The organism is Kitasatospora sp. NPDC056651 (assembly GCF_042792155.1).
Taxonomy (GTDB): Bacteria; Actinomycetota; Actinomycetes; order Streptomycetales; family Streptomycetaceae; genus Kitasatospora.
This window is the reverse complement of the sequence record NZ_JBHTWX010000071.1, coordinates 1-21,817: the sequence shown is the minus strand read 5'-3', so window position 1 is coordinate 21,817 and position 21,817 is coordinate 1. Positions and strand designations below refer to the sequence as shown.

The 21,817-nt window shown below is 72.0% G+C and carries 17 protein-coding genes and 1 pseudogene; 10 read left to right on the top strand and 8 right to left on the bottom strand.

What is annotated here, in order from left to right; genetic code table 11:
- Window positions 1-155 precede the first annotated feature (155 nt).
- Together clpB and ACFRAR_RS25275 are read right to left on the bottom strand one after the other, a co-directional pair.
- Window positions 156-2,762: an ATP-dependent chaperone ClpB gene (gene clpB / locus ACFRAR_RS25280; RefSeq protein ID WP_380700466.1), complete on the bottom strand. Its 2,607-nt coding sequence runs from the start codon at window positions 2,760-2,762 to the stop codon at window positions 156-158.
- Between the two features lie 137 nt (window positions 2,763-2,899).
- Entirely contained in the window at window positions 2,900-3,826 is a 927-nt protein-coding gene (locus ACFRAR_RS25275) for a LysR family transcriptional regulator (RefSeq protein WP_380700465.1), read from the bottom strand.
- A gap of 71 nt (window positions 3,827-3,897) precedes the next feature.
- On the opposite strand from ACFRAR_RS25275, the gene ACFRAR_RS25270 reads away from it, so the two are divergent.
- The 5 genes from ACFRAR_RS25270 to ACFRAR_RS25250 all read left to right on the top strand — a co-directional run bounded on the left by ACFRAR_RS25270 (window position 3,898) and on the right by ACFRAR_RS25250 (window position 8,921).
- The gene (locus ACFRAR_RS25270; protein WP_380700464.1) at window positions 3,898-5,010 is read left to right on the top strand and encodes a TDT family transporter; all 1,113 of its coding nucleotides are present in this window, start codon (window positions 3,898-3,900) and stop codon (window positions 5,008-5,010) included.
- 671 nt (window positions 5,011-5,681) lie between these two features.
- The gene (locus ACFRAR_RS25265) at window positions 5,682-6,674 is read left to right on the top strand and encodes a LuxR family transcriptional regulator (protein ID WP_380700462.1); all 993 of its coding nucleotides are present in this window, start codon (window positions 5,682-5,684) and stop codon (window positions 6,672-6,674) included.
- Window positions 6,664-7,650: a LuxR C-terminal-related transcriptional regulator gene (locus tag ACFRAR_RS25260; RefSeq protein WP_380700460.1), complete on the top strand. Its 987-nt coding sequence runs from the start codon at window positions 6,664-6,666 to the stop codon at window positions 7,648-7,650. The genes ACFRAR_RS25265 and ACFRAR_RS25260 overlap by 11 nt, the downstream gene beginning before the upstream one ends.
- The gene (locus tag ACFRAR_RS25255; RefSeq protein ID WP_380700459.1) at window positions 7,643-7,951 is read left to right on the top strand and encodes a hypothetical protein; all 309 of its coding nucleotides are present in this window, start codon (window positions 7,643-7,645) and stop codon (window positions 7,949-7,951) included. The genes ACFRAR_RS25260 and ACFRAR_RS25255 overlap by 8 nt, the downstream gene beginning before the upstream one ends.
- On the top strand, window positions 7,944-8,921 hold the full coding sequence (locus ACFRAR_RS25250; RefSeq protein ID WP_380700458.1) for a LuxR family transcriptional regulator: 978 nt from the start codon (window positions 7,944-7,946) through the stop codon (window positions 8,919-8,921). The genes ACFRAR_RS25255 and ACFRAR_RS25250 overlap by 8 nt, the downstream gene beginning before the upstream one ends.
- Window positions 8,922-8,928: 7 nt before the next feature.
- Here ACFRAR_RS25250 and ACFRAR_RS25245 read toward each other — a convergent pair whose 3' ends face one another.
- The gene (locus ACFRAR_RS25245; RefSeq protein WP_051709310.1) at window positions 8,929-9,546 is read right to left on the bottom strand and encodes a hypothetical protein; all 618 of its coding nucleotides are present in this window, start codon (window positions 9,544-9,546) and stop codon (window positions 8,929-8,931) included.
- Between the two features lie 339 nt (window positions 9,547-9,885).
- Between ACFRAR_RS25245 and ACFRAR_RS25240 the strand changes: the two genes are divergently transcribed.
- Window positions 9,886-10,044 carry a hypothetical protein gene (locus ACFRAR_RS25240; protein ID WP_380700457.1) on the top strand — a complete coding sequence of 53 codons (159 nt, stop codon included), beginning with the start codon at window positions 9,886-9,888 and terminating at the stop codon, window positions 10,042-10,044.
- Between the two features lie 46 nt (window positions 10,045-10,090).
- On the opposite strand, the gene ACFRAR_RS25235 is transcribed toward ACFRAR_RS25240, so the two are convergent.
- The 5 genes from ACFRAR_RS25235 to dnaK all read right to left on the bottom strand — a co-directional run bounded on the left by ACFRAR_RS25235 (window position 10,091) and on the right by dnaK (window position 15,595).
- Window positions 10,091-11,092, bottom strand: a complete 1,002-nt coding sequence (locus ACFRAR_RS25235; protein WP_380700456.1) for a hypothetical protein — start codon at window positions 11,090-11,092, stop codon at window positions 10,091-10,093.
- A 211-nt stretch (window positions 11,093-11,303) separates the two neighbouring features.
- Complete coding sequence (locus ACFRAR_RS25230) at window positions 11,304-11,834, bottom strand: heat shock protein transcriptional repressor HspR (protein WP_380700455.1); 531 nt, start codon at window positions 11,832-11,834, stop codon at window positions 11,304-11,306.
- 7 nt (window positions 11,835-11,841) lie between these two features.
- A complete protein-coding gene (gene dnaJ, locus ACFRAR_RS25225; RefSeq protein WP_380700454.1) occupies window positions 11,842-13,005 on the bottom strand; it encodes a molecular chaperone DnaJ in 1,164 nt (387 codons plus the stop codon).
- Window positions 13,006-13,151: 146 nt separating this feature from the next.
- On the bottom strand, window positions 13,152-13,760 hold the full coding sequence (gene grpE, locus ACFRAR_RS25220; protein WP_380700453.1) for a nucleotide exchange factor GrpE: 609 nt from the start codon (window positions 13,758-13,760) through the stop codon (window positions 13,152-13,154).
- Window positions 13,757-15,595, bottom strand: a complete 1,839-nt coding sequence (dnaK, locus tag ACFRAR_RS25215) for a molecular chaperone DnaK (protein WP_380700452.1) — start codon at window positions 15,593-15,595, stop codon at window positions 13,757-13,759. The genes grpE and dnaK overlap by 4 nt, the downstream gene beginning before the upstream one ends.
- A gap of 332 nt (window positions 15,596-15,927) precedes the next feature.
- On the opposite strand from dnaK, the gene ACFRAR_RS25210 reads away from it, so the two are divergent.
- The 4 genes and pseudogenes from ACFRAR_RS25210 (at window position 15,928) to ACFRAR_RS25195 (ending at window position 21,772) form a co-directional block, all read left to right on the top strand.
- On the top strand, window positions 15,928-18,150 hold the full coding sequence (locus ACFRAR_RS25210) for a heterodisulfide reductase-related iron-sulfur binding cluster (protein ID WP_380700451.1): 2,223 nt from the start codon (window positions 15,928-15,930) through the stop codon (window positions 18,148-18,150).
- 325 nt (window positions 18,151-18,475) lie between these two features.
- Window positions 18,476-19,549: pseudogene (locus ACFRAR_RS25205) on the top strand (sugar phosphate nucleotidyltransferase); the annotation flags it as partial.
- Window positions 19,550-19,862: 313 nt separating this feature from the next.
- The gene (locus ACFRAR_RS25200; protein ID WP_380700450.1) at window positions 19,863-20,786 is read left to right on the top strand and encodes a YIP1 family protein; all 924 of its coding nucleotides are present in this window, start codon (window positions 19,863-19,865) and stop codon (window positions 20,784-20,786) included.
- 95 nt (window positions 20,787-20,881) lie between these two features.
- Entirely contained in the window at window positions 20,882-21,772 is an 891-nt protein-coding gene (locus ACFRAR_RS25195) for a metal-dependent hydrolase (RefSeq protein WP_380700449.1), read from the top strand.
- The last annotated feature ends 45 nt before the right edge of the window (window positions 21,773-21,817 follow it).

Below are 21,817 nucleotides of genomic sequence, written 5' to 3'. Positions count from 1 at the left end.
AACAGGTTGAATGGGCTGAATAGGCCGATTAGGTCGAATGATCCGAAAAGGCGGGAAATCGGAAAGCCGGGAAAGCCGGGAGAGCCGGAAGGACCGGAAGGGCCGCCCCCACCGCCGGAGCGGAGGGAGCGGCCCGTGCGCCGGGCGCCCGGCGGCTACTTCTCCAGCGGTCCCCGGCCGCGGACGGTGAGGCGGTCGCCCTCCTCGTCCCGCTCGACCAGGACGGTGTCCCCGTCGTGCACCGCGCCGGACAGGATCGCCCGGGCCAGCTGGTCGCCGATCGCGGACTGCACCAGCCGGCGCAGCGGGCGGGCGCCGTACGCCGGGTCGTAGCCGGTGAGCGCCAGCCAGTCGCGGGCGGCCGCGGAGACGTCCAGGGTGAGCCGCCGCTCGGCGAGCCGCTCGCCGAGGCGGGCCACCTGGAGGTCGACGATCCGGCTCAGTTCGCCGGTGCCCAGCGGCTCGAAGACCACGATGTCGTCCAGCCGGTTGAGGAACTCCGGCTTGAACGCGGACCGGACGGTGCCCAGCACCAGCTCCCGCTTCTCCGCCTCCGGGGTGGCCGGGTCGACCAGGTACTGCGAGCCCAGGTTGGAGGTGAGGATCAGGATGGCGTTGCGGAAGTCGACCGTGCGGCCCTGGCCGTCGGTGAGCCGCCCGTCGTCCAGCACCTGGAGCAGGACGTCGAAGACCTCCGGGTGCGCCTTCTCCACCTCGTCCAGCAGCACCACGCTGTACGGGCGGCGGCGGACCGCCTCGGTGAGCTGGCCGCCCTCCTCGTAGCCGACGTACCCGGGCGGGGCGCCGACCAGGCGGGAGACCGAGTGCTTCTCGCCGTACTCGCTCATGTCGATCCGGACCATCGCCCGCTCGTCGTCGAACAGGAAGTCGGCCAGGGCCTTGGCGAGTTCGGTCTTGCCGACACCGGTCGGGCCGAGGAAGAGGAAGGAGCCGGTCGGCCGGTCCGGGTCGGCGATGCCGGAGCGGGTGCGGCGCACCGCGTCCGAGACCGCCTGCACGGCCTCCGCCTGGCCGATCAGGCGCCTGCCCAACTCCTCCTCCATGCGCAGGAGTTTGGCGCTCTCGCCCTCCAGCAGCCGGCCGGCCGGGATGCCCGTCCAGGAGGCGACCACGTCGGCCACGTCGTCCGGGCCGACCTCCTCCTTGACCATCGAGGCGGAGGTGTCCTGGCCCGCGGCCCGTTCCTGGGCGTCGGTGAGCTCCTTCTCGGCGGCCGGGATCTCGGCGTACATCAGCTTGGACGCCCGCTCGAAGTCCCCGTCGCGCTGGGCGCGTTCGAGCGCTCCGTGCAGGTCGTCCAGCCGCTCCTTGAGCTCGCCGACCCGGTTGAGGCTCTTCTTCTCCTGCTCCCAGCGGGCCGTCAGCACGCTCAACTGCTCGTTCCGGTCGGCGAGATCGCGCCGCAGCCGGGCCAGCCGGTCCACCGAGGCCGGGTCCGACTCCTTCTCCAGGGCCAGCTCCTCCATCCGCAACCGGTCGACGGAGCGCTGGAGTTCGTCGATCTCGACCGGGGAGGAGTCGATCTCCATCCGCAGCCGCGAGGCCGCCTCGTCGACCAGGTCGATCGCCTTGTCGGGCAGGAAGCGGGAGGTGATGTAGCGGTTGGACAGGGTGGCCGCGGCGACCAGGGCGGCGTCCGAGATCTGCACCTTGTGGTGCGCCTCGTAGCGGCCCTTGAGGCCGCGCAGGATGGCGATCGAGTCCTCCACGCTGGGCTCGCCGACCAGCACCTGCTGGAAGCGGCGCTCCAGCGCCGGGTCCTTCTCGATCCGCTCGCGGTACTCGTCCAGGGTGGTGGCGCCGACCATCCGCAGCTCGCCGCGGGCCAGCATCGGCTTGAGCATGTTCCCCGCGTCCATCGCGGAGTCGCCGCCGGCGCCCGCGCCGACCATGGTGTGCAGCTCGTCGATGAAGGTGACGACCTGGCCGTCGGAGGACTTGATGTCGTTCAGGACGGCCTTCAGCCGCTCCTCGAACTCGCCGCGGAACTTGGCGCCCGCGACCATCGCGCTGAGGTCCAGCGCGACCAGCCGCTTGCCGCGCAGCGACTCCGGCACGTCGCCGGCCACGATGCGCTGGGCCAGGCCCTCGACCACGGCGGTCTTGCCGACGCCGGGCTCGCCGATCAGCACCGGGTTGTTCTTCGTCCGGCGGGAGAGCACCTGGACCACCCGGCGGATCTCGTGGTCGCGGCCGATCACCGGGTCGAGCTTGCCGTCCCGGGCGGCCTGGGTGAGGTCGGTGCCGTACTTCTCCAGGGCCTTGTAGGTGCCCTCCGGGTCCGGCGAGGTGACCTTGCCGCTGCCCCGGACGTCCTTGAACGCGGCGAGCAGCGCCTTGGGCGTGGCGCCCCGCTGCGCCAGCAGGTCGGCCACCGGACCGCCCTCGGCGGCCAGGCCGACCATCAGGTGCTCGGTGGAGACGTACTGGTCGTCCAGGTCGTCGGCGCGCTTGCCGGCCTCGGTGAGCACCGCGACGGTGTCCCGGGCGAGCTGCGGCGCGGAGACCGTCGAACCCGACGCGCTGGGCAGCGCGGCCGCCTGGCGGCGCGCCTCGGCGTCGACCCGGGAGGCGCCGGCCCCGACCGCCTCCAGCAGGGGCCGGGCGATGCCCTCGGGCTGCTCCAGCAGGGCGATCAGGATGTGCACCGGCCTGACGTCCGGGTTGCCGGCCGTGCCGGCCTGCCGGATCGCGGCGGCCAGGGCTTCCTGGGTCTTGGTGGTGAACTTGCTGGCGTCCACTGCTGGGGGGCCTCCCTCGTCGTCCTTCGCTGCTGCCTCGGTGCCGCACGCACCCGTACCGTGCCGGGCGCGGATACCGCACTGCTGCGTACAGCATGCACTAAGTTGAGTCTATTCCGCTCAACCTTTCCCGGTGCTCACTTTCCCGGTGAACGTTTGGTGGACCGCCGGGTCAGCCCCAGCAGTTCCCGGGCCGGCCCGCCCGGCAGCTGCCCGGCCGGCCACACCGCCCGCAGCGGCCGCCGCAGGTCCAGGTCCGGCGCCAGCTCCACCTCCACCAGCCGCCGGGTGGCCAGTTCCTCCACCACCACCAGTTCGCTCAGGCAGACCGGTCCCGCCCCGGTCATCGCCGCGGCCTTCAGCGCGGTGGACGAGGCCAGCTCCATCCGGGGTCGGGCCGTGCCCCCGTACGGTCGCAGGGCCGCCTCCAGTACCTCACGGGTGCCCGAGCCGGGCTCGCGCAGCACCAGCGGGGTGGCCGCCAGCTCGGCGCCGGTCAGCGGGGCGTGACGGCGCGCCCACGGGTGGCCGGGCGCCACCACGACCACCAGCCGGTCGGTGGCCACCACCGCGCCGGCCAGCCCGGGCCGGGTGGACGGGCCCTCGACGAAGCCGAGGTCGGCCTCCCCGGCCAGGACCTGCCCGGCGACGTCCGCCGAGTTCGCGGTCCGCAGCGTCACCGCCGTCCCCGGGCTGGCCTCGGCCAGGGCCAGCAGCCAGCCGGGCATCAGGTACTCGGCGACGGTCAGGCTGGCCACCACCCGCAGCTTGGCGTCCCGCCGGCCGCGCAGCGCGTCGATCCCGGCGTCCATCGCCTGCGCCGCCTCCACCACCTGCCGGGCCCACTCGACCACCAGCCGGCCCGCCTCGGTCGGGGTGCTGCCCCGGGGCGAGCGGTCCAGCAGCGGGACTCCGATCTGCCGTTCCATGCCCTTGATCCGGGAGCTGGCGCTCGGCTGGCTGATGCCCAGTTCGGCCGCCGCCCGTCCGACGCTGCCCAGTCGGGCCACCGCGAGCAGCAGTTCCAGAGCTCCCAGTTCGGGTACGTGCGAGGAGAGGGCCATAGGTTCAGGCTATGCCCACATAAGATTCCGGGCGCTACCGCCGGTCCGCCTCCGGGTCGAAGGTGGGGAGCATGTCCACCTTGTCCGACATCCGCCCCCTCGTCCGCCCCGCCGTCCGCCGTCCGCGGTACGACCTCGCCCAGCTCGGCCCCAACTGGTACGCCGCCGTGATGGGCACCGCGATCCTGGCGAACGGCGCCGCCGCCCTGCCGGTGCGGCTGCCCGGGCTGACCGGCTTCGGCGAGGCGGTGTGGGCGCTCGGCCTGGCGGCGCTGCTGGTGCTGGCCGGAGCCCGGCTGGTCCATCTCACCCGGCACCGCGAGGCGGCCCGCGCCCAGCTGCTGGACAATCCGGCGACCGCGGTCTTCTACGGCTGCCCGCCGATGGCGCTGCTGGCGGTCGGGCTGGGCACCCTGCTGGTCGGCTCCCGGGTCATCGGCACCGGCCCGGCGGTCGCCCTGGACCTGGTGCTGTGGAGCCTCGGCACCCTCTACGCGCTGGCCGTGGCGGGCGGCATCCCGTACCTGATGATCACCCGGCACCCGGTCTCCGCCCTGGAGGCCAACCCGACCTGGCTGCTGCCGGTGGTCGCCCCGCTGGTCGCCTCCGCCTGCGGGCCGGCGCTCGTCCCGCACCTGCCGGCCGGGTCGGCGCGGGTGGCCATGCTGTACGGCTGCTGGGCGCTGTTCGGGGTCGGTCTGCTGGCCACCCTGGTGCTGCTGCCGGTGGTGTTCACCGGCCTGTTCCACAGCAAGCTGCCGGCCCTGGCGCTCACCCCCTCGCTGTTCCTGGTGCTCGGCCCGCTCGGCCAGTCCGTCACCGCGATCCACCAGCTCGCCGACGCCGCCCGCCCGGTGCTGCCCGCGCTGGCGCCCGTGATGACCGACCTCGCCGAGCTGTACGGCGTCGCGGTGATCGGCGTCGCGATGCTCTGGCTGGCCGTCGCGCTGACCGCCAACCTGCGCGCCCGGCGGGCCGGGATGCCGTTCGCGATGACCTGGTGGGCGTTCACCTTCCCGGTCGGCACCTGCGTCACCGGCGCCTCCGCGCTCGCCCGGCACACCGGCTTCGGCGGCTTCAGCGTCCTGGCGGTCGGGCTGTACCTGCTGCTGGGGCTCGCCTGGGTGCTCGCGGCCGGCGGCACCGCGGCGGGGCTGGCGCGGGGGCGGCTGCTGGCCCGCTGAGCCGCCGCGACCGGCCGGCTCCCGCTCGCGGACCCGCGGTTCCGGACCGTGCCGCGGGTGCAGGAACGTGCACGACGGGCATGACCGTGCACCGCCAACCGGCAGCAGTGCCGGGCCGCGCCGACACCCCCCGCCCGCCTCGGTCTTCACCGGAAACCACCCCGCCGTCCGGACCGCCGCACCCGCGCCGCGGTGCAGATAACTGCAATTGCGCGAACATGCACTCGGGCTGCACTTGTTCACCGGCCGCCCCGCTGTGAGGGTGGAGGAACGCCAAGTCGTCCGGGTACCGCAACCCGATGGTGACGACTAGCTCTTCGGACTGACCGCAGGTGCGACATCCCGCACCCGTGGAACGGGGGGGAAGAGCACCGGCCGGGAGCCATGTGTGGTGATGGCCCCCGAACCGGACCCGTCGAGGCGTTGCTGCTCCGCCTCGACGGGAGCGTCCTGACCTGGCGTACCGACAGCGGCCCCCGGACGACCCGGCGTGCGACGGCACCCGGACCCGGGGGCCCGCTGTCCCACCCGGTACCGTGACCGCCGAACCCATGATCACGCCGTACCGGCACCCGGCACCGTGAGCCCGCCCGGCCCACCGGCGCCACGGCCCGTGCGGAGGGGAGCACGGGTGGCACCAGGGGAGAGGCGTCCGGCAGGGGGAGTGCGACGTGACGGCGGAACCGGCGGTCACACCGCACCCGGAGGGGCCGGTGGGCGAGGAGCCCGACGAGGCCGCCCGCCGGCTCTACCTGGCCGTCATCGCCCAAGGCGGCCGCGTCCCCACCGGCGAGGTCGCGGACGTCGACCAGGGCGCGCTCCAACAGCTCATCGACATCGGCCTGTTGATGGTCAACCCGATGGACCGCTGCTACACCGCGGTCAGCCCGCGCTCGGTCAGCGACCGCCTCGGCGCCGAACTGCGCAGCGAGGCCACCCGGTTGCTGGTCCGCGCGGAGAACCTCCCCGGCGCCCTGGACGGCCTCACCCGCGCCTACGACGCGATGCCACGCCCGTCCGGCCGCACCGGCGGCGCCGTCCACGTCGAGGGACACGTCCACATCCGCCAGCGGATCTCCCAGCTGGTCTCCGACTGCCGCTCCGAGGTGCTCACCGCGCAGCCCGGCCACCGGCCCGCCGACACCCTCCAGGTCGCCCTCCTCCAGGACGTCCAACTGCTCCAGCGCGGCTGCTCGTTGCGCACCATCTACCAGCCGGTCGCCCTCGCCGACCCGCCCGCCCTCGCCTACGCCGAGGAGGTCACCCGGCACGGCTCGCTGATCCGGGTGCTCGACGAGCCCTTCCAGCGGCTGATCGTCTTCGACCGGTCCGTCGCCGTGATCTCCGCCAGCGACGACAACGGCACCGCCGCCTTCATCACCGACCCGGCCACCATCACCTACGTGGTCGGCGCCTTCGAACGCGACTGGGCGCGCGCCGACACCACCGAAACCGCCACGCCCGGTCAGGGGCCCGCCCGCACCATCCCCGACCGGGTCGGCCGGCTGCTCGCCCGCGGGCTCACCCAGCGGGCCGTCGCCACCCGGCTGGGCCTGAGCGAACGCACGGTGGCCGGCCACATCTCCCGGCTGCGCGACCGCTACGGCGCGCAGACCCTGTTCCAACTCGGCTGGTTGATGCGAGGCGCCCGCGATGACCGATGAGCCCAGTCCGGCCGAGCGGGCCCTCTACCTCGCCGCCGTCCGGTCCGGCGGCCGGCTGATCCCCGAGGACCTCACCCCCGCCGACCGCCCCGCCGTGGCGGCCCTCGTCGCCCGCGGCCTGCTCACCCCCACCGCCACCGGCTGGACCGCCGCCAACCCGCGCGTCCGCGGCGACCGCCTCGGCCACGAACTGCGCACCCGCGCCCTGGGCCTGCTGCTGCACGCCGAGCGGCTCCCGGGCGTCCTGGGGCCGCTGGTCCACGCCTACGACGCCGCCCGGCACCCGGGGGGCGCCGGTCCGGGCGACGGCTCCGCCCTCGGTCCCGGTGCCCTCGGTCCCGGCGCCGTCTACCCCGGGCCCGGCAGCGTCGGCGAGGCCGCCGACGCCCGCCGGCGGATCAGCGAACTCATCTCGGAGTGCCGGGAGGAGGTCCTGGCCGCCCAGCCCGGGCCGCGCCCGCTCGAAGGCCTCCGGATGGCCCTCCCCCAGGACCTCTCGCTGCTCCGCCGAGGCTGCTCGATGCGCACCGTCTACCAGCCCGTCACGCTGTCCGACCCCGCCGTGCTGAGCCAGATCGCCCTGCGCACCGAGTGCGGCGCCCAGGTCCGGGTCCTCGCCGAACCGTACGAGCGGGTGCTGATCTTCGACCGCGCGGTGGCCGTCGTCCCCGCGGACGCGGACCGCGGCCGGGCCGCCTTCCTGACCGACCCCAGCACCGTCGCCTACCTGGTCGCCCAGTTCGAACGCGACTGGGCCCGCGCCACCCCGGCCGGCCGCCACCTCGACCCGCCGCCGCCCACCACCGTCCGGATCGGCCGACTGCTCGCCCGCGGGCTCACCCAACGGGCCGTCGCCACCCGGCTGGGCCTGAGCGAACGCACGGTGGCCGCCCACATCTCCCGGCTGCGCGACCGCTACGGCGCGCAGACCCTCTTCCACCTCGGCTGGCAGCTCCGGGGCGAGCGCCATGACTGACACCCCCGCCTTGGTCGACGATCCATCGACGGTCGCCTTCGTGGTGGACCCCTTCGAGCAGCTCTGGCAGCGCGCCGGAGGAGTCAACCGGGCATCCTTGGAGGCCGGTTCAGTCGAGCCTGCCAGCCACCGGCAGATCCCCCGCATGCTCGCCCGGGGCCTCACCCGGCGGGCGATCGCGAGCCGTCTTGGCCTGAGCGAGCGCACGGGGGCGGGGCACATCGCCCGGCTGCGGGAGTCGTACGACGCCGAGACGCTGTTCCAGCTCGGCTGGCAGATGAGGGGGGCCCACGATGTCTGACCCGGTACTCGATCTACCCGACGCCGCCGCCCGGGAGCTCTACCGGGCGATCCTCAAGGACGGCGGCTGTCTGCGCGTCGGCGACGTCCGTGCCGAGGACGAGCCGACGGTCAGGCAACTCACCGACCTGGGGCTCCTGGTGTTCCGGATCGCGGACGGCGCCTACAGCGCGGTGAACCCCCGGGCGGTGGGCGAGCGCCTCGGCGCGGACCTGCGGGAGGAGAGCGCCCGCCTGCTCGCGCGGGCCACCCTCGTGCCGGACCTCCTGGAGGACCTGGCCAGGGCCTACGACGCGGCTCCGCGCCGGCGTGAATCGACCGGAGGCGTACGGCGGGTGGCGGGCATGGTCGAGATCCGGCACCTGATCTTCCAGATCGCCAAGGACCACCCGCACGAGGCCCTGGCCGCCCAGCCCGGCGGGCCGCGCCCGCACGCCCACATGGCCGACTCGCTCGACGCGGCCCGCCGCTACGTCGAGGCGGGCGGGGTCATGCGCACCATCTTCGAACCGTCGGCCTGTTCGGACGCCCGGACGGTCGAGTACGCGAAGGACTCGACGCGGGTCGGTGCCCCGATCCGGCTGCTGGACGGCCCCTTCACCAAGACCCTGATCTTCGACCGGGCCATCGCGCTGATCCCGGCGGAGCCGGACCACACCGTCGCCGCCGTGGTGGAGGATCCCGCGATGATCACGTACCTGGTCGACGGCTTCGAGCGGCAGTGGGAGCGGGCGCAGATCGTGGACTGGGAGGCACTGTCCGGCAGTTCCACCCCGTACGCGCCCCACGAGCAGGTGGGTCGGCTGCTCGCCCGGGGTCTCACGCAGCGGGCGATCGCCGGCCGGATGGGGCTGAGCGAACGCACGGTGGCCGGTCACATCGCCCGGCTGCGTGAGGTGTACGACGCGGAGACGCTGTTCCAACTGGGCTGGCGGATGCGTGGATCCCGGACGGGGGAGCCCGGTGGGTAGCCGCTGCTCAGCCGGTGGCAGCGCCGGTCGGCCAGTAGCCGGGGACGGGGGGCTGCTGCCGGGGGACGTTGAACTGCTCGCCGGGGGCGGTCCAGAAGCCCTCGCGCAGGGAGAGCGCCATGCCGGCCCAGTCGAGCGCGGTCTCGACCGTGTGGTTGAGGGCCTCCTGCGACCAGGTGTCGTCGAAGACCAGCGGCAGGACGGGGGCGACCTGCTCGATGGTGGCGATCAGCGGGTTGTGGGTGATGGCCTCGTCGACCAGCAGGACGATCGGCTTGCGCAGGGCCGACGCCCAGCCGAGCTCCAGGCTCACGCCGGCCGAGAGCGGGGCTCCGACGTAGGCGAACACGAGGTCGGCGGACTGGAGGGCGCGGAAGTCGGACGGAACGCGGGGCTCCGGCGCGCGGCCGGAGATGGTCCAGGCGTCGCTGTGGTGCGCGCTGTACACGGCGGCACCGCTGCGGAGCAGGGTGGTGCGGAGCGTCGTCAGCCGCGTCCGGCTGGCGAGGGTCACCACGCTGTCGGCCGGGCCGGTCAGCCGCATCAGCGGAGCGGCCAGGAACACACGTGCACGCCGACCCTCAGGGGCCTGGCTGTCGTGGTGACGCAGGTAGGGCTCGGTCATGTCGACTCCGGGGAAAGGCCGACCGGGTTGGGAAGTGGCGTCGGCAGGCGTTGAGATCGGTTGCTGCTTCAAGTAGTCCGGTGCCCCGATTGTGGTGAAAATTGACAGTACAGCAACATAATTGTCGAATGCTGCTGGACTATCGAGGGCGAACTGATCGTCCATCGCCCGGCCTGTCTCCGTCCAGGTTCGCGAGGTGGCATCTGGATGCCTGGCAGGGAGATGACGCAGCGGGAAGGCAGCGGTATGGCGCAGTCGGCGCGCATGCGGCACTATGGGGGCGCGCGTTCCATTGCTGCCTATTAGTTTGATACTTGGGTCGAGGGAAGTGGTTGGCTGATGTCTGGCATCCAGCGGCATGTCCGGAGGGTCTTGCTCTCCCTCGCCATCGGTGCGGCCGTGCTGGTGGGGGGCTTCTCCCTCGCTCACGGGAACCTCGACGCCGAAGGTGCCGGGACTGTGGTGGTTGCCCTTCAGGACGACATCAACTGGACCTGAGTTCCGCCTGTCGCCGACGGGGCGCTTGAGGTGTCGGCCCCCAGGCTCACGGCTGCGGCGCGGGGCCCTGGGACGCTCTCCCTAGGACGTAGCCCAGCTGGAACAGCGAATCCACGTTGTGGTCTTCCCGCATTTCCGCTATGTGGCGTGCCAGCGTTCGCTCGCTGATCCCGAGGCGGCGGGCGATGACGCGGTGGTTCGTGCCGGAAAGCAACAGCTCGATGATGGTCTGCCGCAGCCTGGAGACGACCTCCTGCGGGACCGTCCTGTTTCCGCTGAACTCCAGGGCCCGGGCCCAGTTCCGTTCGAATACTTCGTCGGCCAGGTATCTGATGACCGACTGGTCGTGGATGAACGCCGCGAGGCTCATGTCGTCGGCGACCGGGATGACGGCCATCCGGCGGTCGATGATGATGAGCCTGGTGTAGGGCTCGTCCAGGGTCCGGAACTGTGACCCGGCCGCAGACAGTGTGGTGACGTAGTCCCTGGTCGGCTGATGGTATCGGGTGCTCGCATGGTAGATGGTCCGCATGGTGGCGCCGAGCCGTAGAACCTCCAGGTCGGGCTCGATGCTCGCGGCGAGGACCTCGGGTGGACGGGGGCCACCGGGTTGCATGGCCAGCGCCTCCACCAACCCCTTGTCCGTGGACTGTCGGAGTCTCTGGTTTATGAGTGCCTTGCCGCGGACGTATTCGATGGGACCGCCGGCCTGGCTCGGCGAATGGAATCCTTCGGCGAGTTCACTGAAATCCGTCGGTATCGAGATGGCGCGGGACAGCAAATCGAGCGCCTGACGCTGCCAACTGAGGCTCAGGCTGATTGAGAGTTGTGCCGGATCGACCGCTACGAATACTCCCGGCGTGTCGATGTCGGGAACCAGGAGCCCGATATCCACTAGTTCGTCCAGAACGCTCGGTGTGACGGATTCATCGCCCTTCCGAATCGTTCTTCCGTGTGTCCGGGTGATGGCCAGGAAGACTTCGCGGGCGGCGGGGGACAGGGTGCGAGCAGCACTCGCTGGAGTGCCTGTCTGATCCCGGCCGCTCATTCTGCTCTCCTTGTCGTCTACCGGACAACATGGTTCGTGAATCCGTTGTGCTATTCAGGGCGATCTCTGAGCGGGGCCCGGATCGTACCGTTCGGGGGCCGGCGGGCAGGTCGGGCCAGTCGGCGGGTAGTCACTCTCTCACCACACGGCAGCCGCCGGCACCCCCCGGGAGGAGGGAGCCGGCGGCTCATGGCGGGCTTCGCGGCCCTGGTCAGCGCTTGGGCCGCCAGACGACCAGGGCGCTCGACGGAGAGGTGGGCGGCTGGTACGGGACGAGGTCGCGGCGGTAGGAGGCGTGGACGGCGGCCTCGCGCTGCTGGAGGGCGCTGGCGGCGCCTTCCAGGGAGTCGACCAGTTCCGCGACGCGCGACCGGAGGGCGGTGACCTGGTTCTCCAGCTCGATGATCCGCTTGATTCCGGCCAAGTTGATGCCCTCGTCCTGGGAGAGCCGCTGGACCTCGCGCAGCTGCTGGATGTCGCGCGCGGAGTAGCGGCGGCCTCGGCCGGCGGTGCGGTCGGGGCAGACCAGGCCGAGGCGGTCGTACTGGCGCAGGGTCTGCGGGTGCAGCCCGGACAGTTCGGCGGCCACGGAGATGACGTACACCGGGGTGTCCTCGGTGAGGACGTACGGCGGCGGGCCCGCGGCGGCCCGGCGGGTGCGGCGGGGGGCGGAGCCGGGCAGGCCCTCGCCGACTCCGGCGCCGATCGGGGTGTCGGGGTCGATCGGATTCATCGGGGACATCTGGTCGTCACGCTCCCTTCGCCGCCCGGAACAGGTCGGCTCGCGGATCGTCGGAGGCGGTGGCCTCGCGGTACTGCTCAAGGGCGTTCAGCGCGTCGCCGGTGACGTGCTGGGGCACCACGACCTCGACGGTGACGAGGAGGTCGCCGCGGGTGCCGTCCTTGCGGGTGGCGCCCTTGCCGCGGGCGCGCATGGTGAGGCCGTTGGCGCTGCCCGGGGGCAGCTTGAGCTTCACGGCCGGGCCGTTCAGCGTGGGCACCTCGATCGTGGCGCCGAGCGCCGCCTCGGGGAAGCTGACCGGAACGGTGACGGTGAGGTTGTCGCCCTTGCGCCCGAAGACCGGGTGCGGGTCGACGTGCACGGTGACGTAGAGGTCGCCGGGCTGCCCGCCGCGCTCGCCCTGGGCGCCCTTGCCCTTGAGCCGGATCCGCTGGTCGGCCTGGACGCCGGCCGGGATCCGGACCTGCATGGTGCGGGCCGAGCTGGCCCGGCCGCTGCCGTGGCAGTCGGGGCACGGGTCGTCGACGATCATGCCCCGGCCGCGGCAGTCCTTGCACGGCTCGGAGAGCGCGAAGGCGCCCTGGCCGCGGCTGACCGTGCCCGCGCCGACGCAGGTCGGACAGACCCGCGGGGTGGTGCCGGACTTGGCGCCGGTGCCGTTGCAGCCGCGGCAGGGGGCCTGGCTGGTCATCCGCAGCGGGACGGTCGCGCCGTCCACCGCCTCGTCGAAGGAGAGCGTCACCTCGGTCTCGACGTCGGCGCCGCGCCGGGGCTGGGCCTGCCGGGTGCCGCCGCCGCGGTTGAACAGGCCGCCGAAGACGTCGCCGAGCCCGCCGCCGGCGCCGCCGCCCTGGCTGCCGCTGAAGAGGTCGCCGAAGTCGAAGCTGTAGCCGCCGGGTCCGCCGGGGCCGCCGCCGGCCCGGAAGCCGCCGTTGGCGAAGAGGGCGCGGGCCTCGTCGTACTCCTTGCGGCGCTTCTCGTCGGAGAGGACGTCGTACGCCTCGGAGATGTCCTTGAACCGCTCCTCGGCCTTGGCGTCACCCTTGTTGGCGTCGGGGTGGAACTCGCGCGCGAGCTTGCGGTAGGTCTTCTTGATCTCGGTGGCGGTGGCGTCCTTGGGCACGCCGAGGACCTTGTAGTAGTCCTTCTCGACAAAGTCCTTGCCACTCATGGCTTCCGCCACCTCCCGATGTCCATCGTCACAGAGCTGTCAACAGCCGCTGGGCAAACGGCTGCTGACAGCGCGCTGCGGAGCCGGTCGCCGTACTTGCCGGCGTACGACTCCGCAGCGCACTGGTTGTCAGCTGTCACAGGGTGTCAGCTGTCCGAGCCACCGTCGGACTTGTCCGCGTCGGCGGACTTGGCCTCGGCGTCCGGGGACGCCTGGCTGCCGGGCTGGGGTTCGGCGACGGCCACCATCGCCGGGCGGATGATCCGCTCGCCGATGCGGTAGCCGGGCTGGAGGATCTGCACACAGGTGTTCTCGGTGACGTCCGAGGAGTAGCTGTGCATCAGCGCCTCGTGCATGGTCGGGTCGAAGGGCTCGCCCTCCTTGCCGAACTGCTGGAGGCCCAGCTTGGCGACGACCGTCTCCAGCGAGTCGGCGACGGACTTGAAGCCGCCCGTGACCTCGCCGTGCTCGCGGCCGCGGCCGATGTCGTCCAGGACCGGGATCAGCGACTCCAGGATGTTGGAGACGGCGATCTCGCGGACGGTCAGCCGGTCGCGCTCGACCCGCTTGCGGTAGTTCTGGTACTCGGCCTGGAGGCGCTGGAGGTCACCGGTGCGCTCGGCGAGCTCGCGCTTGGCGGTGGCGAGCTCCTCCGAACCGGATTCCCCGCCTGCGGCGGCCTCCTCCGCGGCCTTGATCACGGCCTCGTCCGCGGAGTCGTCGCCGGGCTTGCCGCCCTGCGGCTTGTCCGTCATGCCGCACCGCCCTTGGGCTTCTCGTCGTCGACGATCTCGGCGTCGACGACGTCGTCGTCCTTGGCCTGGGCGGAGTCACCGGCGGCGGCACCGGCGGGGGCGTCGGCGTTGGCGTACAGCGCCTGGCCGAGCTTCTGCGCGGTGGTGGAGACCTTCTCCGAGGCCTCGCGGATCTTCGCGATGTCCTCGCCCTTCAGGGCCTCCTTGAGCTCGCCGATGGCGGTCTCGACCTCGGTCTTGACGTCGCCCGGCAGCTTGTCGGCGTTGTCGGCGATGAACTTCTCGGTCGAGTAGACGAGCTGCTCGGCGGAGTTGCGGGTCTCCACGGCCTCGCGGCGCTTGTGGTCGTCCTCGGCGTACTGCTCGGCCTCGCGGCGCATGCGGTCGACCTCGTCCTTCGGCAGCGAGGAGCCGCCGGTGACGGTCATCTTCTGCTCCTTGCCGGTGCCGAGGTCCTTGGCGCCGACGTGCATGATGCCGTTGGCGTCGATGTCGAAGGTGACCTCGATCTGCGGCAGGCCGCGCGGCGCCGGCGGCAGGCCGGTCAGCTCGAACATGCCGAGCTTCTTGTTGTACGCGGCGATCTCGCGCTCGCCCTGGTAGACCTGGATCTGCACGGACGGCTGGTTGTCCTCGGCCGTGGTGAAGATCTCGGAGCGCTTGGTCGGGATCGTGGTGTTGCGCTCGATCAGCTTGGTCATGATGCCGCCCTTGGTCTCGATGCCGAGGGACAGCGGGGTGACGTCGAGCAGCAGGACGTCCTTGACCTCGCCCTTGAGGACACCGGCCTGGAGCGCGGCGCCGATGGCGACGACCTCGTCCGGGTTGACGCCCTTGTTGGCGTCCTGGCCGCCGGTCAGCTCCTTGACGAGCTCGGCGACGGCCGGCATGCGGGTCGAGCCACCGACCAGGACGACGTGGTCGATCTCGGAGAGCGAGATGCCGGCGTCCTTGATCACGTTGTGGAACGGGACCTTGCAGCGCTCCAGCAGGTCCGCGGTCAGCTGCTGGAACTGGGCGCGGGTGAGCTTCTCGTCCAGGTGCAGCGGGCCCTCGGCGGAGGCCGTGATGTACGGCAGGTTGATCGAGGTCTCGGAGGACGAGGACAGCTCGATCTTGGCCTTCTCGGCGGCCTCGCGCAGACGCTGCAGGGCCATCTTGTCCTTGGACAGGTCGACGCCGTGGCCGCCCTGGAAGACCTTGACCAGGTGGTCGACGACGCGCTGGTCCCAGTCGTCACCACCGAGGTGGTTGTCACCGTTGGTGGCCTTCACCTCGACGACCCCGTCGCCGATCTCCAGCAGGGAGACGTCGAAGGTGCCGCCGCCGAGGTCGAAGACCAGGATGGTCTGGTCGTCCTTGTCCAGGCCGTACGCGAGCGCGGCCGCGGTCGGCTCGTTGACGATGCGCAGGACGTTGAGGCCCGCGATCTCACCGGCCTCCTTGGTGGCCTGGCGCTCGGAGTCGTTGAAGTACGCCGGGACGGTGATGACGGCGTCGGTGACGGTCTCGCCCAGGTACGCCTCGGCGTCCCGCTTCAGCTTCTGCAGCACGAAGGCCGAGATCTGCTGGGGGTTGAAGTCCTTGCCGTCGATGTTGATCTTCCACCCGGTGCCCATGTGGCGCTTGACCGAGCGGATGGTGCGGTCGACGTTGGTGACCGCCTGGCGCTTGGCCACCTCGCCGACCAGGACCTCACCGTTCTTCGCGAAGGCGACGACGGACGGCGTGGTCCGCGCACCCTCGGCGTTCGTGATGACGGTGGGCTCGCCACCCTCCAGAACGCTGACGACCGAGTTCGTCGTACCGAGGTCGATGCCGACCGCGCGTGCCATCGTAGATACCTCCACGGAAGAGTTGAGCTTTACAGGCTCAAGGATGCACGACTCGGTGCGTGGCGTCAACAGGAGTGAGTGCCAGTCGCTCAACTTTGCTGAGCGAGGAACCGGCGCGGGCCCGCGGTCGGAGCCCGGCGGGTCCGCCACGCCGTGACGGGGGTGCGCTCACGTGACTGCCGCCATAGCTTGGGAATCTTCTGGAGAACCGTCAGTCACCGGTAATGTCCGGGCCGTCGGCCCGGAAAGTTACCGACCAGTACACTCAGTTCCCTGAAACCGTAGAACCGCAGAGCCTGCTCAACCGCAAAGCCGCAGGAGACGGAGAGCCGATGCAGCTAGCAGCGATCGTCATCTCGCTGGTCACATTCGTGATCGGCACCGCGCTCGCCGCCCGTGCGGCGCTGTACATCTACAAGGTGGTCCGCACCGGTGCGGACGACACCACCCGCTTCGGGCGGCCCGCCCAGCGGGTGAAGACCGTCGCCACCGAGTTCATCGGCCACACCAGGATGAACCGCTGGGGGATCGTCGGCATCGCCCACTGGTTCGTCGCGGTCGGCTTCTTCAGCCTGGTGCTGACCCTGGTCAACGCGTTCGGCCAGCTCTTCGACGCCGACTTCGCGCTGCCGGTCATCGGCCGCTGGACGGTCTGGCAGCTCTTCGTCGAGCTGATCGGCACCCTCACCACACTGGGCATCCTGGTCCTGATGGTGATCCGGCTGATGAGCCTGCCGTCCCGGTCCGGCCGCAAGTCCCGGTTCGCCGGCTCGATCGCCTGGCAGGCCTTCTACGTCGAGTACACGATCCTCGGCATCGGCCTCTGCATCCTGATGCTGCGCGGCCTCGAAGGCGCCCTGGAGAACGTCGACTCGTACGGGCCGGAGCACCTGGTCTCCTACCCGCTGGTCGCCGCGTTCGGCGGTGTCGCGCACGGCACGCTGGAGAACCTGATCTACCTGTTCGCGATGCTGAAGATCTGCATCTCGTTCGCGTGGGCGATCACCATCGGCCTCAACCCCTCGATGGGCGTGGCCTGGCACCGCTTCCTCGGCTTCTTCAACATCTACTTCAAGCGCGAGGAGGACGGCGGCACCGCGCTCGGCGCCCTCCGTCCGATGACCAGCGGCGGTCAGCCGATCGACTTCGAGGACCCGGCCGAGGACGCCGTCTTCGGCGTCTCCCAGGTCGAGCACTTCTCCTGGAAGGGCATCCTCGACTTCTCCACCTGCACCGAGTGCGGCCGCTGCCAGTCGCAGTGCCCGGCCTGGAACACCGGCAAGCCGCTCTCGCCGAAGCTGCTGATCATGAGCCTGCGCGAGCACGCCTACGGCAAGGCGCCGTACCTGCTGGCCGGCGGCGGCAAGGACGTGGAGGGGGAGGAGCGGGCCACCGCCGAGCAGCTCCGGGACGTCCCGGCGGCCGCCCTGGCCGAGGCCGAGCGCCCGCTGATCGGCACCGCGGAAGAGAACGGCGTCATCGACCCGGACGTGCTGTGGTCCTGCACCACCTGCGGCGCCTGCGTCGAGCAGTGCCCGGTGGACATCGAGCACGTCGACCACATCGTCGACATGCGCCGCTACCAGGTCATGATCGAGAGCAACTTCCCGACCGAGGCCGGGACGATGCTCAAGAACCTGGAGAACAAGGGCAACCCGTGGGGCCTGGCCACCAAGGCGCGCCTGGACTGGGTCAAGGAGCTCAAGAAGGAGACCGGCATCGTGGTGCCGGTGATCGGCGAGGACATCGACCCCGCCGAGGTCGAGTACCTCTACTGGGTCGGCTGCGCCGGTGCCCTGGAGGACCGGGCCAAGAAGACCACCAAGGCCTTCGCCGAGCTGCTGCACACCGCGGGCGTGAAGTTCGCGATCCTCGGCAAGGAGGAGACCTGCACCGGTGACTCCCCGCGCCGACTGGGCAACGAGTTCCTCTTCCAGATGCTCGGCGCGCAGAACGTGGAGACGCTGAACGCCGCGCTGGAGGACGCCCCGGTCAAGCGGATCGTGGCCACCTGCCCGCACTGCTTCAACACCATCGCCAACGAGTACCCGCAGCTGGGCGGCCACTTCGAGGTCATCCACCACACCCAGCTGCTGCAGCACCTGATCGACGAGGGCAAGCTCGTCCCGGTCAACCCGGTCGAGGGCCTGATCACCTACCACGACCCCTGCTACCTGGGCCGCCACAACAAGGTCTACAGCCCGCCGCGCGAGATCATGGACAAGGTCCCCGGTCTGCGCCAGCAGGAGATGCACCGGCACAAGGAGCGCGGCTTCTGCTGCGGCGCCGGCGGTGCCCGGATGTGGATGGAGGAGCGCATCGGCAAGCGGATCAACACCGAGCGCGTGGACGAGGCGCTGTCGCTGAACCCGGACATCGTCTCCACCGCCTGCCCGTTCTGCCTGGTGATGCTCTCCGACTCGGTCAACGGCAAGAAGAACGAGGGCGCGGCCAAGGAGCACCTGAAGGTGGTCGACGTGGCCCAGCTGCTGCTCGACTCGGTGAAGGCGACCCCGCCGGCCGAGTCCGAGGAGCCCGCGACGGTGGACGCGTAGCGACCGCTGTTCGACAGTTCTGCTACAACTGCCCGGCCCGGAGGACGCCGTCAACGCGCCCGCCGGGCCGGGCCTTTGGGGGCCCGCGCGGCCCGCGCCGGCGCGGCGGGCGGACGCCGGCCGGCGGCAATCGCACAGGTGCCGGACGGGCATTCGGTCGGAAGCAAATACAGTAGGCCCGGACCGGTCCCGCGCCGGTCCGCCCGCTCCGGACGGAAGCCCCGGACGGGCGGCGACCCGGCCGGACGGCCGGGTCCAGACCGACGACGGAGGTATCGGCCCGCCGGGCCGGGCCGCAGAGAGCACAAGGGGAACAGCGCAGACCATGACCGAGGCGATCATGCTGGTCGGTGGTAAGGGCACGCGACTGCGTCCGCTGACCACCCACACCCCCAAGCCGATGCTGCCGGTGGCGGGCGTCCCGTTCATCGCGCACCAGTTGGCCCGCGCGGCCGCGGCCGGCGTCACCCGCGTCGTGCTGGCCACCTCCTACCTGGCCGAGGTGTTCGAGGACCACTTCCAGGACGGCACCCCGTACGGGATCGAGCTCGTCTACCTGACCGAGCGCGAGCCGCTGGGCACCGGCGGGGCCATCCGCAACGCCGCCTCCGGTCTGACCTGCGGTCCGGACGAGCCGGTCCTGGTCTTCAACGGCGACATCCTCTCCGGCGTCGACATCGCCGCCCTGCGCGACGGCCACGTGGCCGCCGGGGCCGACGTCACGCTGCACCTGACCCGGGTCGAGGACCCGCGCGCCTTCGGCCTCGTCCCGACCGACGCGGACGGCCGGGTGCTGGAGTTCCTGGAGAAGCCGGAGACCCCGGAGCAGATCGTCACCGACCAGATCAACGCCGGCTGCTACGTCTTCACCCGGTCCGTGATCGACCGCATCCCGGCCGGCCGCGAGGTGTCCGTCGAGCGCGAGACCTTCCCCGAGCTGCTGGCCACCGGCGCGCTGCTGCGCGGCGTCGTCGACACCTCGTACTGGCTGGACCTGGGCACCCCGGCGGCGTTCGTTCGCGGCTCGGCCGACCTGGTGCTCGGCAAGGTCGACTCGCCGGCCGTCCCCGGCCCGACCGGCGACGCCCTGCTGCTGCCCGGCGCCACCGTCGACCCGGGCGCGGTGCTCAGCGGCGGCACCGTGGTCGCAGAGGACGCGGTGGTCGAGGCCGGTGCGATCGTCGAGGGCAGCGTGATCCTGCCGGGCGCGGTGATCGGCCCGGACACCCTGGTCAAGGACTCGATCGTGGGTGCCTTCGCCACCGTCGGCGCCCGCTCGGCGCTGGACGGCGCGGTGATCGGCGACGGCGCGATCGTGGAGTCGGACAACGAGCTGCCGAACGGCATCCGGATCGCCTGCGGCACCCTGCTGCCGGTCGGCGCCGTCCGCACCTCGGCCGGCCCGGGCGGCTGCCCGGCCGGCACCAGCGCGGCCGCGGCGGTGCACGGGCCGTCGGTCAGCGCGCAGCGGTAGCGGCTTTTTCGGACCCGTTCGTCTCAGCCTCGCTGCAAACCGGCCCCGGCTTCGTCCGGGGCCGACGCGCACCCGGTCGGACGGGTACCTTCGGACCGTGGCTGGTAATCGATACGACAGCGGTCAGGGTGCCGACCGTCCGCACGGCGGGTGGTCGGCCCCTCCGCCGCCGCCGGGGGCCTCCGGGGGGCACGGGGGGACGGACGGGCCCGAGTACTTCACGACCTCGCACCCGAGCGTGCCCGGTGGGCAGGGCGGACACGGCGGGCACGGCGGGCCGTCCGGGCCGGGCGGGCACGGCGGCGTGCCCGGTGGGCAGGGTCACCCGGCGGGCGGCGGGTACGACCCGTACCCGGCGGACCGGCCCGGCAGCACCCGGGCCTTCCCGGTCGGCGACCCGTACGCGGGGGACCAGGGCTACTACGACGGCGGCCACGGACAGCAGCCGCCGTACGGGCCCGGGCAGGGCTACGGTCCGGACCAGGGCTACGACGAGCAGTCGTACCAGCAGCCGTACCAGCCGCCGTACGAGCAGGAACAGCCGTACGGCCAGGACTACGGCCAGGACAACGTCGCCGTCTACCGGGCCGGCGGCCAGTCCGCCCCGCACGTCGCCGGGCCCCGCCCGCACTGGCGCGAGCTGTTCCTCGGCCTGTTCCGCACCCCGACCGCGATCTTCGACCGCACCCGCGACCACCAGGTCTGGCTGCCGGCCCTCACCGTCTCGCTGGTCTACGGCGCGCTCGCGGTGCTCGGCATAGGGCTGACCCATGACGACATCGTCAACTCCACCTTCACCGTGGCGCTGACCGCCATCTTCGCCGCCGCCATCGGCTTCACCGTGACCGGCGCGATCTTCGGCACGGTCACCTACGCGCTGGCCCGCCAGCTGGGCGGCGACGGCCCGTGGAAGGCGACCATCGGTCTGGCCGCGCTGATCGGCTGGCTGACCGACGCGCCCCGGCTGCTGCTCGACCTGGTGCTGCCCTCCGGCAGCGCCGTCGTCCAGCTCGTCGGCTGGGCCACCTGGATGCTCTGCGGGTACCTGCTGACCAGCATGGTCCGGCGGCTGCACGACCTGCCCTGGGGCAAGGCCGCCGCCGCCTCGGCGGTGCAGCTGGTCGCGCTGCTGGTGCTGATCAAACTGCCGACGCTGGGCTGAGGGGCCGGACGGGCGGAGGGCAGAATGGGGGGCGGGCCGCGGCCCAGTGCCGCACCCGCCCCACCCTCGTCGTCCCACCTTCACCGGAGCCAGGCATGCCCCTCCCCACCACCCACGTCAGCTTCCCGGCCGGGGCGGTGACCGGCGAGTCCCCGGTGCTCGCGGTGCACCCGCTGGCCGACGGCCGGTACGCCGTCGTCACCGAGGCGACCCCGTTCCACCCGCTCGACCACACCTGGCCCGACCAGCCGGCCGACCTCGGCACCCTGACCGTGGACGGCACCGGGCTGGCCGTGGTCGACTGCCTGACCGGCGCCGTCGGCCCGGCGGGCGGGGAGCTGCTGGTCGGCGCCGACATCCCGGTCCGGCGCGGTGACGAGGAGTGGTCCTGGCTGGTCCTGCACGTCCTCGACACCGACCCCGGTGACGTCGTCGGCCGTACCGCGGCGCTCGCCGTCGACGTCGAGCGCCGGGGCGCCCTCAGCGCCTCGCACAGCGGCTGCCACCTGCTCGCCCTCGCCCTGAACGCCGCGCTCTCCCCGCGCTGGCGCAAGGACCCGGGCCGCTCGGACGCCTTCGGCAACCCGGACTTCGACAGCCTCGCCATGGCGAGCTCCGTGATGGACACCGCGGCCAGCACGGACACCTACCGGCTCGGCAAGTCGCTGAAGAAGAAGGGCTTCACGGCGGACGCCACCGAGGAGTTCCCGGCCCTCGCCGAGGCCCTGCCCGCCCTCACCGAGGCCGTCAACGCCCGGCTCGCCGCCTGGGTCGCCGCCGACGCCCCGGTCCGCATCGAGGTGCCCGGCCCCGAGCTCACCGCCCGCCGCCAGTGGCACTGCGAGCTGCCCGAGGGCGGCGCGCGGATCTTCTGCGGCGGCACCCACCTGCACCACCTCGGCGAGCTGGCCGAGCTGCGCACCGAGCTGCGGCTGTCCGAGGACGGCACCGAGCTGGTCGCCGTCACCAGCCCCAAGCGGGCCTGAGGAACGCCGCGGGCGGCCACCCCCATCCGGGGAACGGATGGGGGC

Bases quoted from the DNA above. Each gene is read 5' to 3' on its own strand.
- ACFRAR_RS25210 (WP_380700451.1), top strand. From the start codon at position 15,928: ATGCAGCTAGCAGCGATCGTCATCTCGCTGGTCACATTCGTGATCGGC.
- ACFRAR_RS25275 (WP_380700465.1), bottom strand. From the start codon at position 3,826: ATGGCCCTCTCCTCGCACGTACCCGAACTGGGAGCTCTGGAACTGCTG.
- ACFRAR_RS25240 (WP_380700457.1), top strand. From the start codon at position 9,886: ATGTCTGGCATCCAGCGGCATGTCCGGAGGGTCTTGCTCTCCCTCGCC.
- ACFRAR_RS25230 (WP_380700455.1), bottom strand. From the start codon at position 11,834: ATGTCCCCGATGAATCCGATCGACCCCGACACCCCGATCGGCGCCGGA.
- ACFRAR_RS25250 (WP_380700458.1), top strand. From the start codon at position 7,944: ATGTCTGACCCGGTACTCGATCTACCCGACGCCGCCGCCCGGGAGCTC.
- ACFRAR_RS25245 (WP_051709310.1), bottom strand. From the start codon at position 9,546: ATGACCGAGCCCTACCTGCGTCACCACGACAGCCAGGCCCCTGAGGGT.
- ACFRAR_RS25270 (WP_380700464.1), top strand. From the start codon at position 3,898: ATGTCCACCTTGTCCGACATCCGCCCCCTCGTCCGCCCCGCCGTCCGC.
- ACFRAR_RS25235 (WP_380700456.1), bottom strand. From the start codon at position 11,092: ATGAGCGGCCGGGATCAGACAGGCACTCCAGCGAGTGCTGCTCGCACC.
- ACFRAR_RS25195 (WP_380700449.1), top strand. From the start codon at position 20,882: ATGCCCCTCCCCACCACCCACGTCAGCTTCCCGGCCGGGGCGGTGACC.
- grpE (WP_380700453.1), bottom strand. From the start codon at position 13,760: ATGACGGACAAGCCGCAGGGCGGCAAGCCCGGCGACGACTCCGCGGAC.
- dnaJ (WP_380700454.1), bottom strand. From the start codon at position 13,005: ATGAGTGGCAAGGACTTTGTCGAGAAGGACTACTACAAGGTCCTCGGC.
- ACFRAR_RS25260 (WP_380700460.1), top strand. From the start codon at position 6,664: ATGACCGATGAGCCCAGTCCGGCCGAGCGGGCCCTCTACCTCGCCGCC.
- ACFRAR_RS25255 (WP_380700459.1), top strand. From the start codon at position 7,643: ATGACTGACACCCCCGCCTTGGTCGACGATCCATCGACGGTCGCCTTC.
- dnaK (WP_380700452.1), bottom strand. From the start codon at position 15,595: ATGGCACGCGCGGTCGGCATCGACCTCGGTACGACGAACTCGGTCGTC.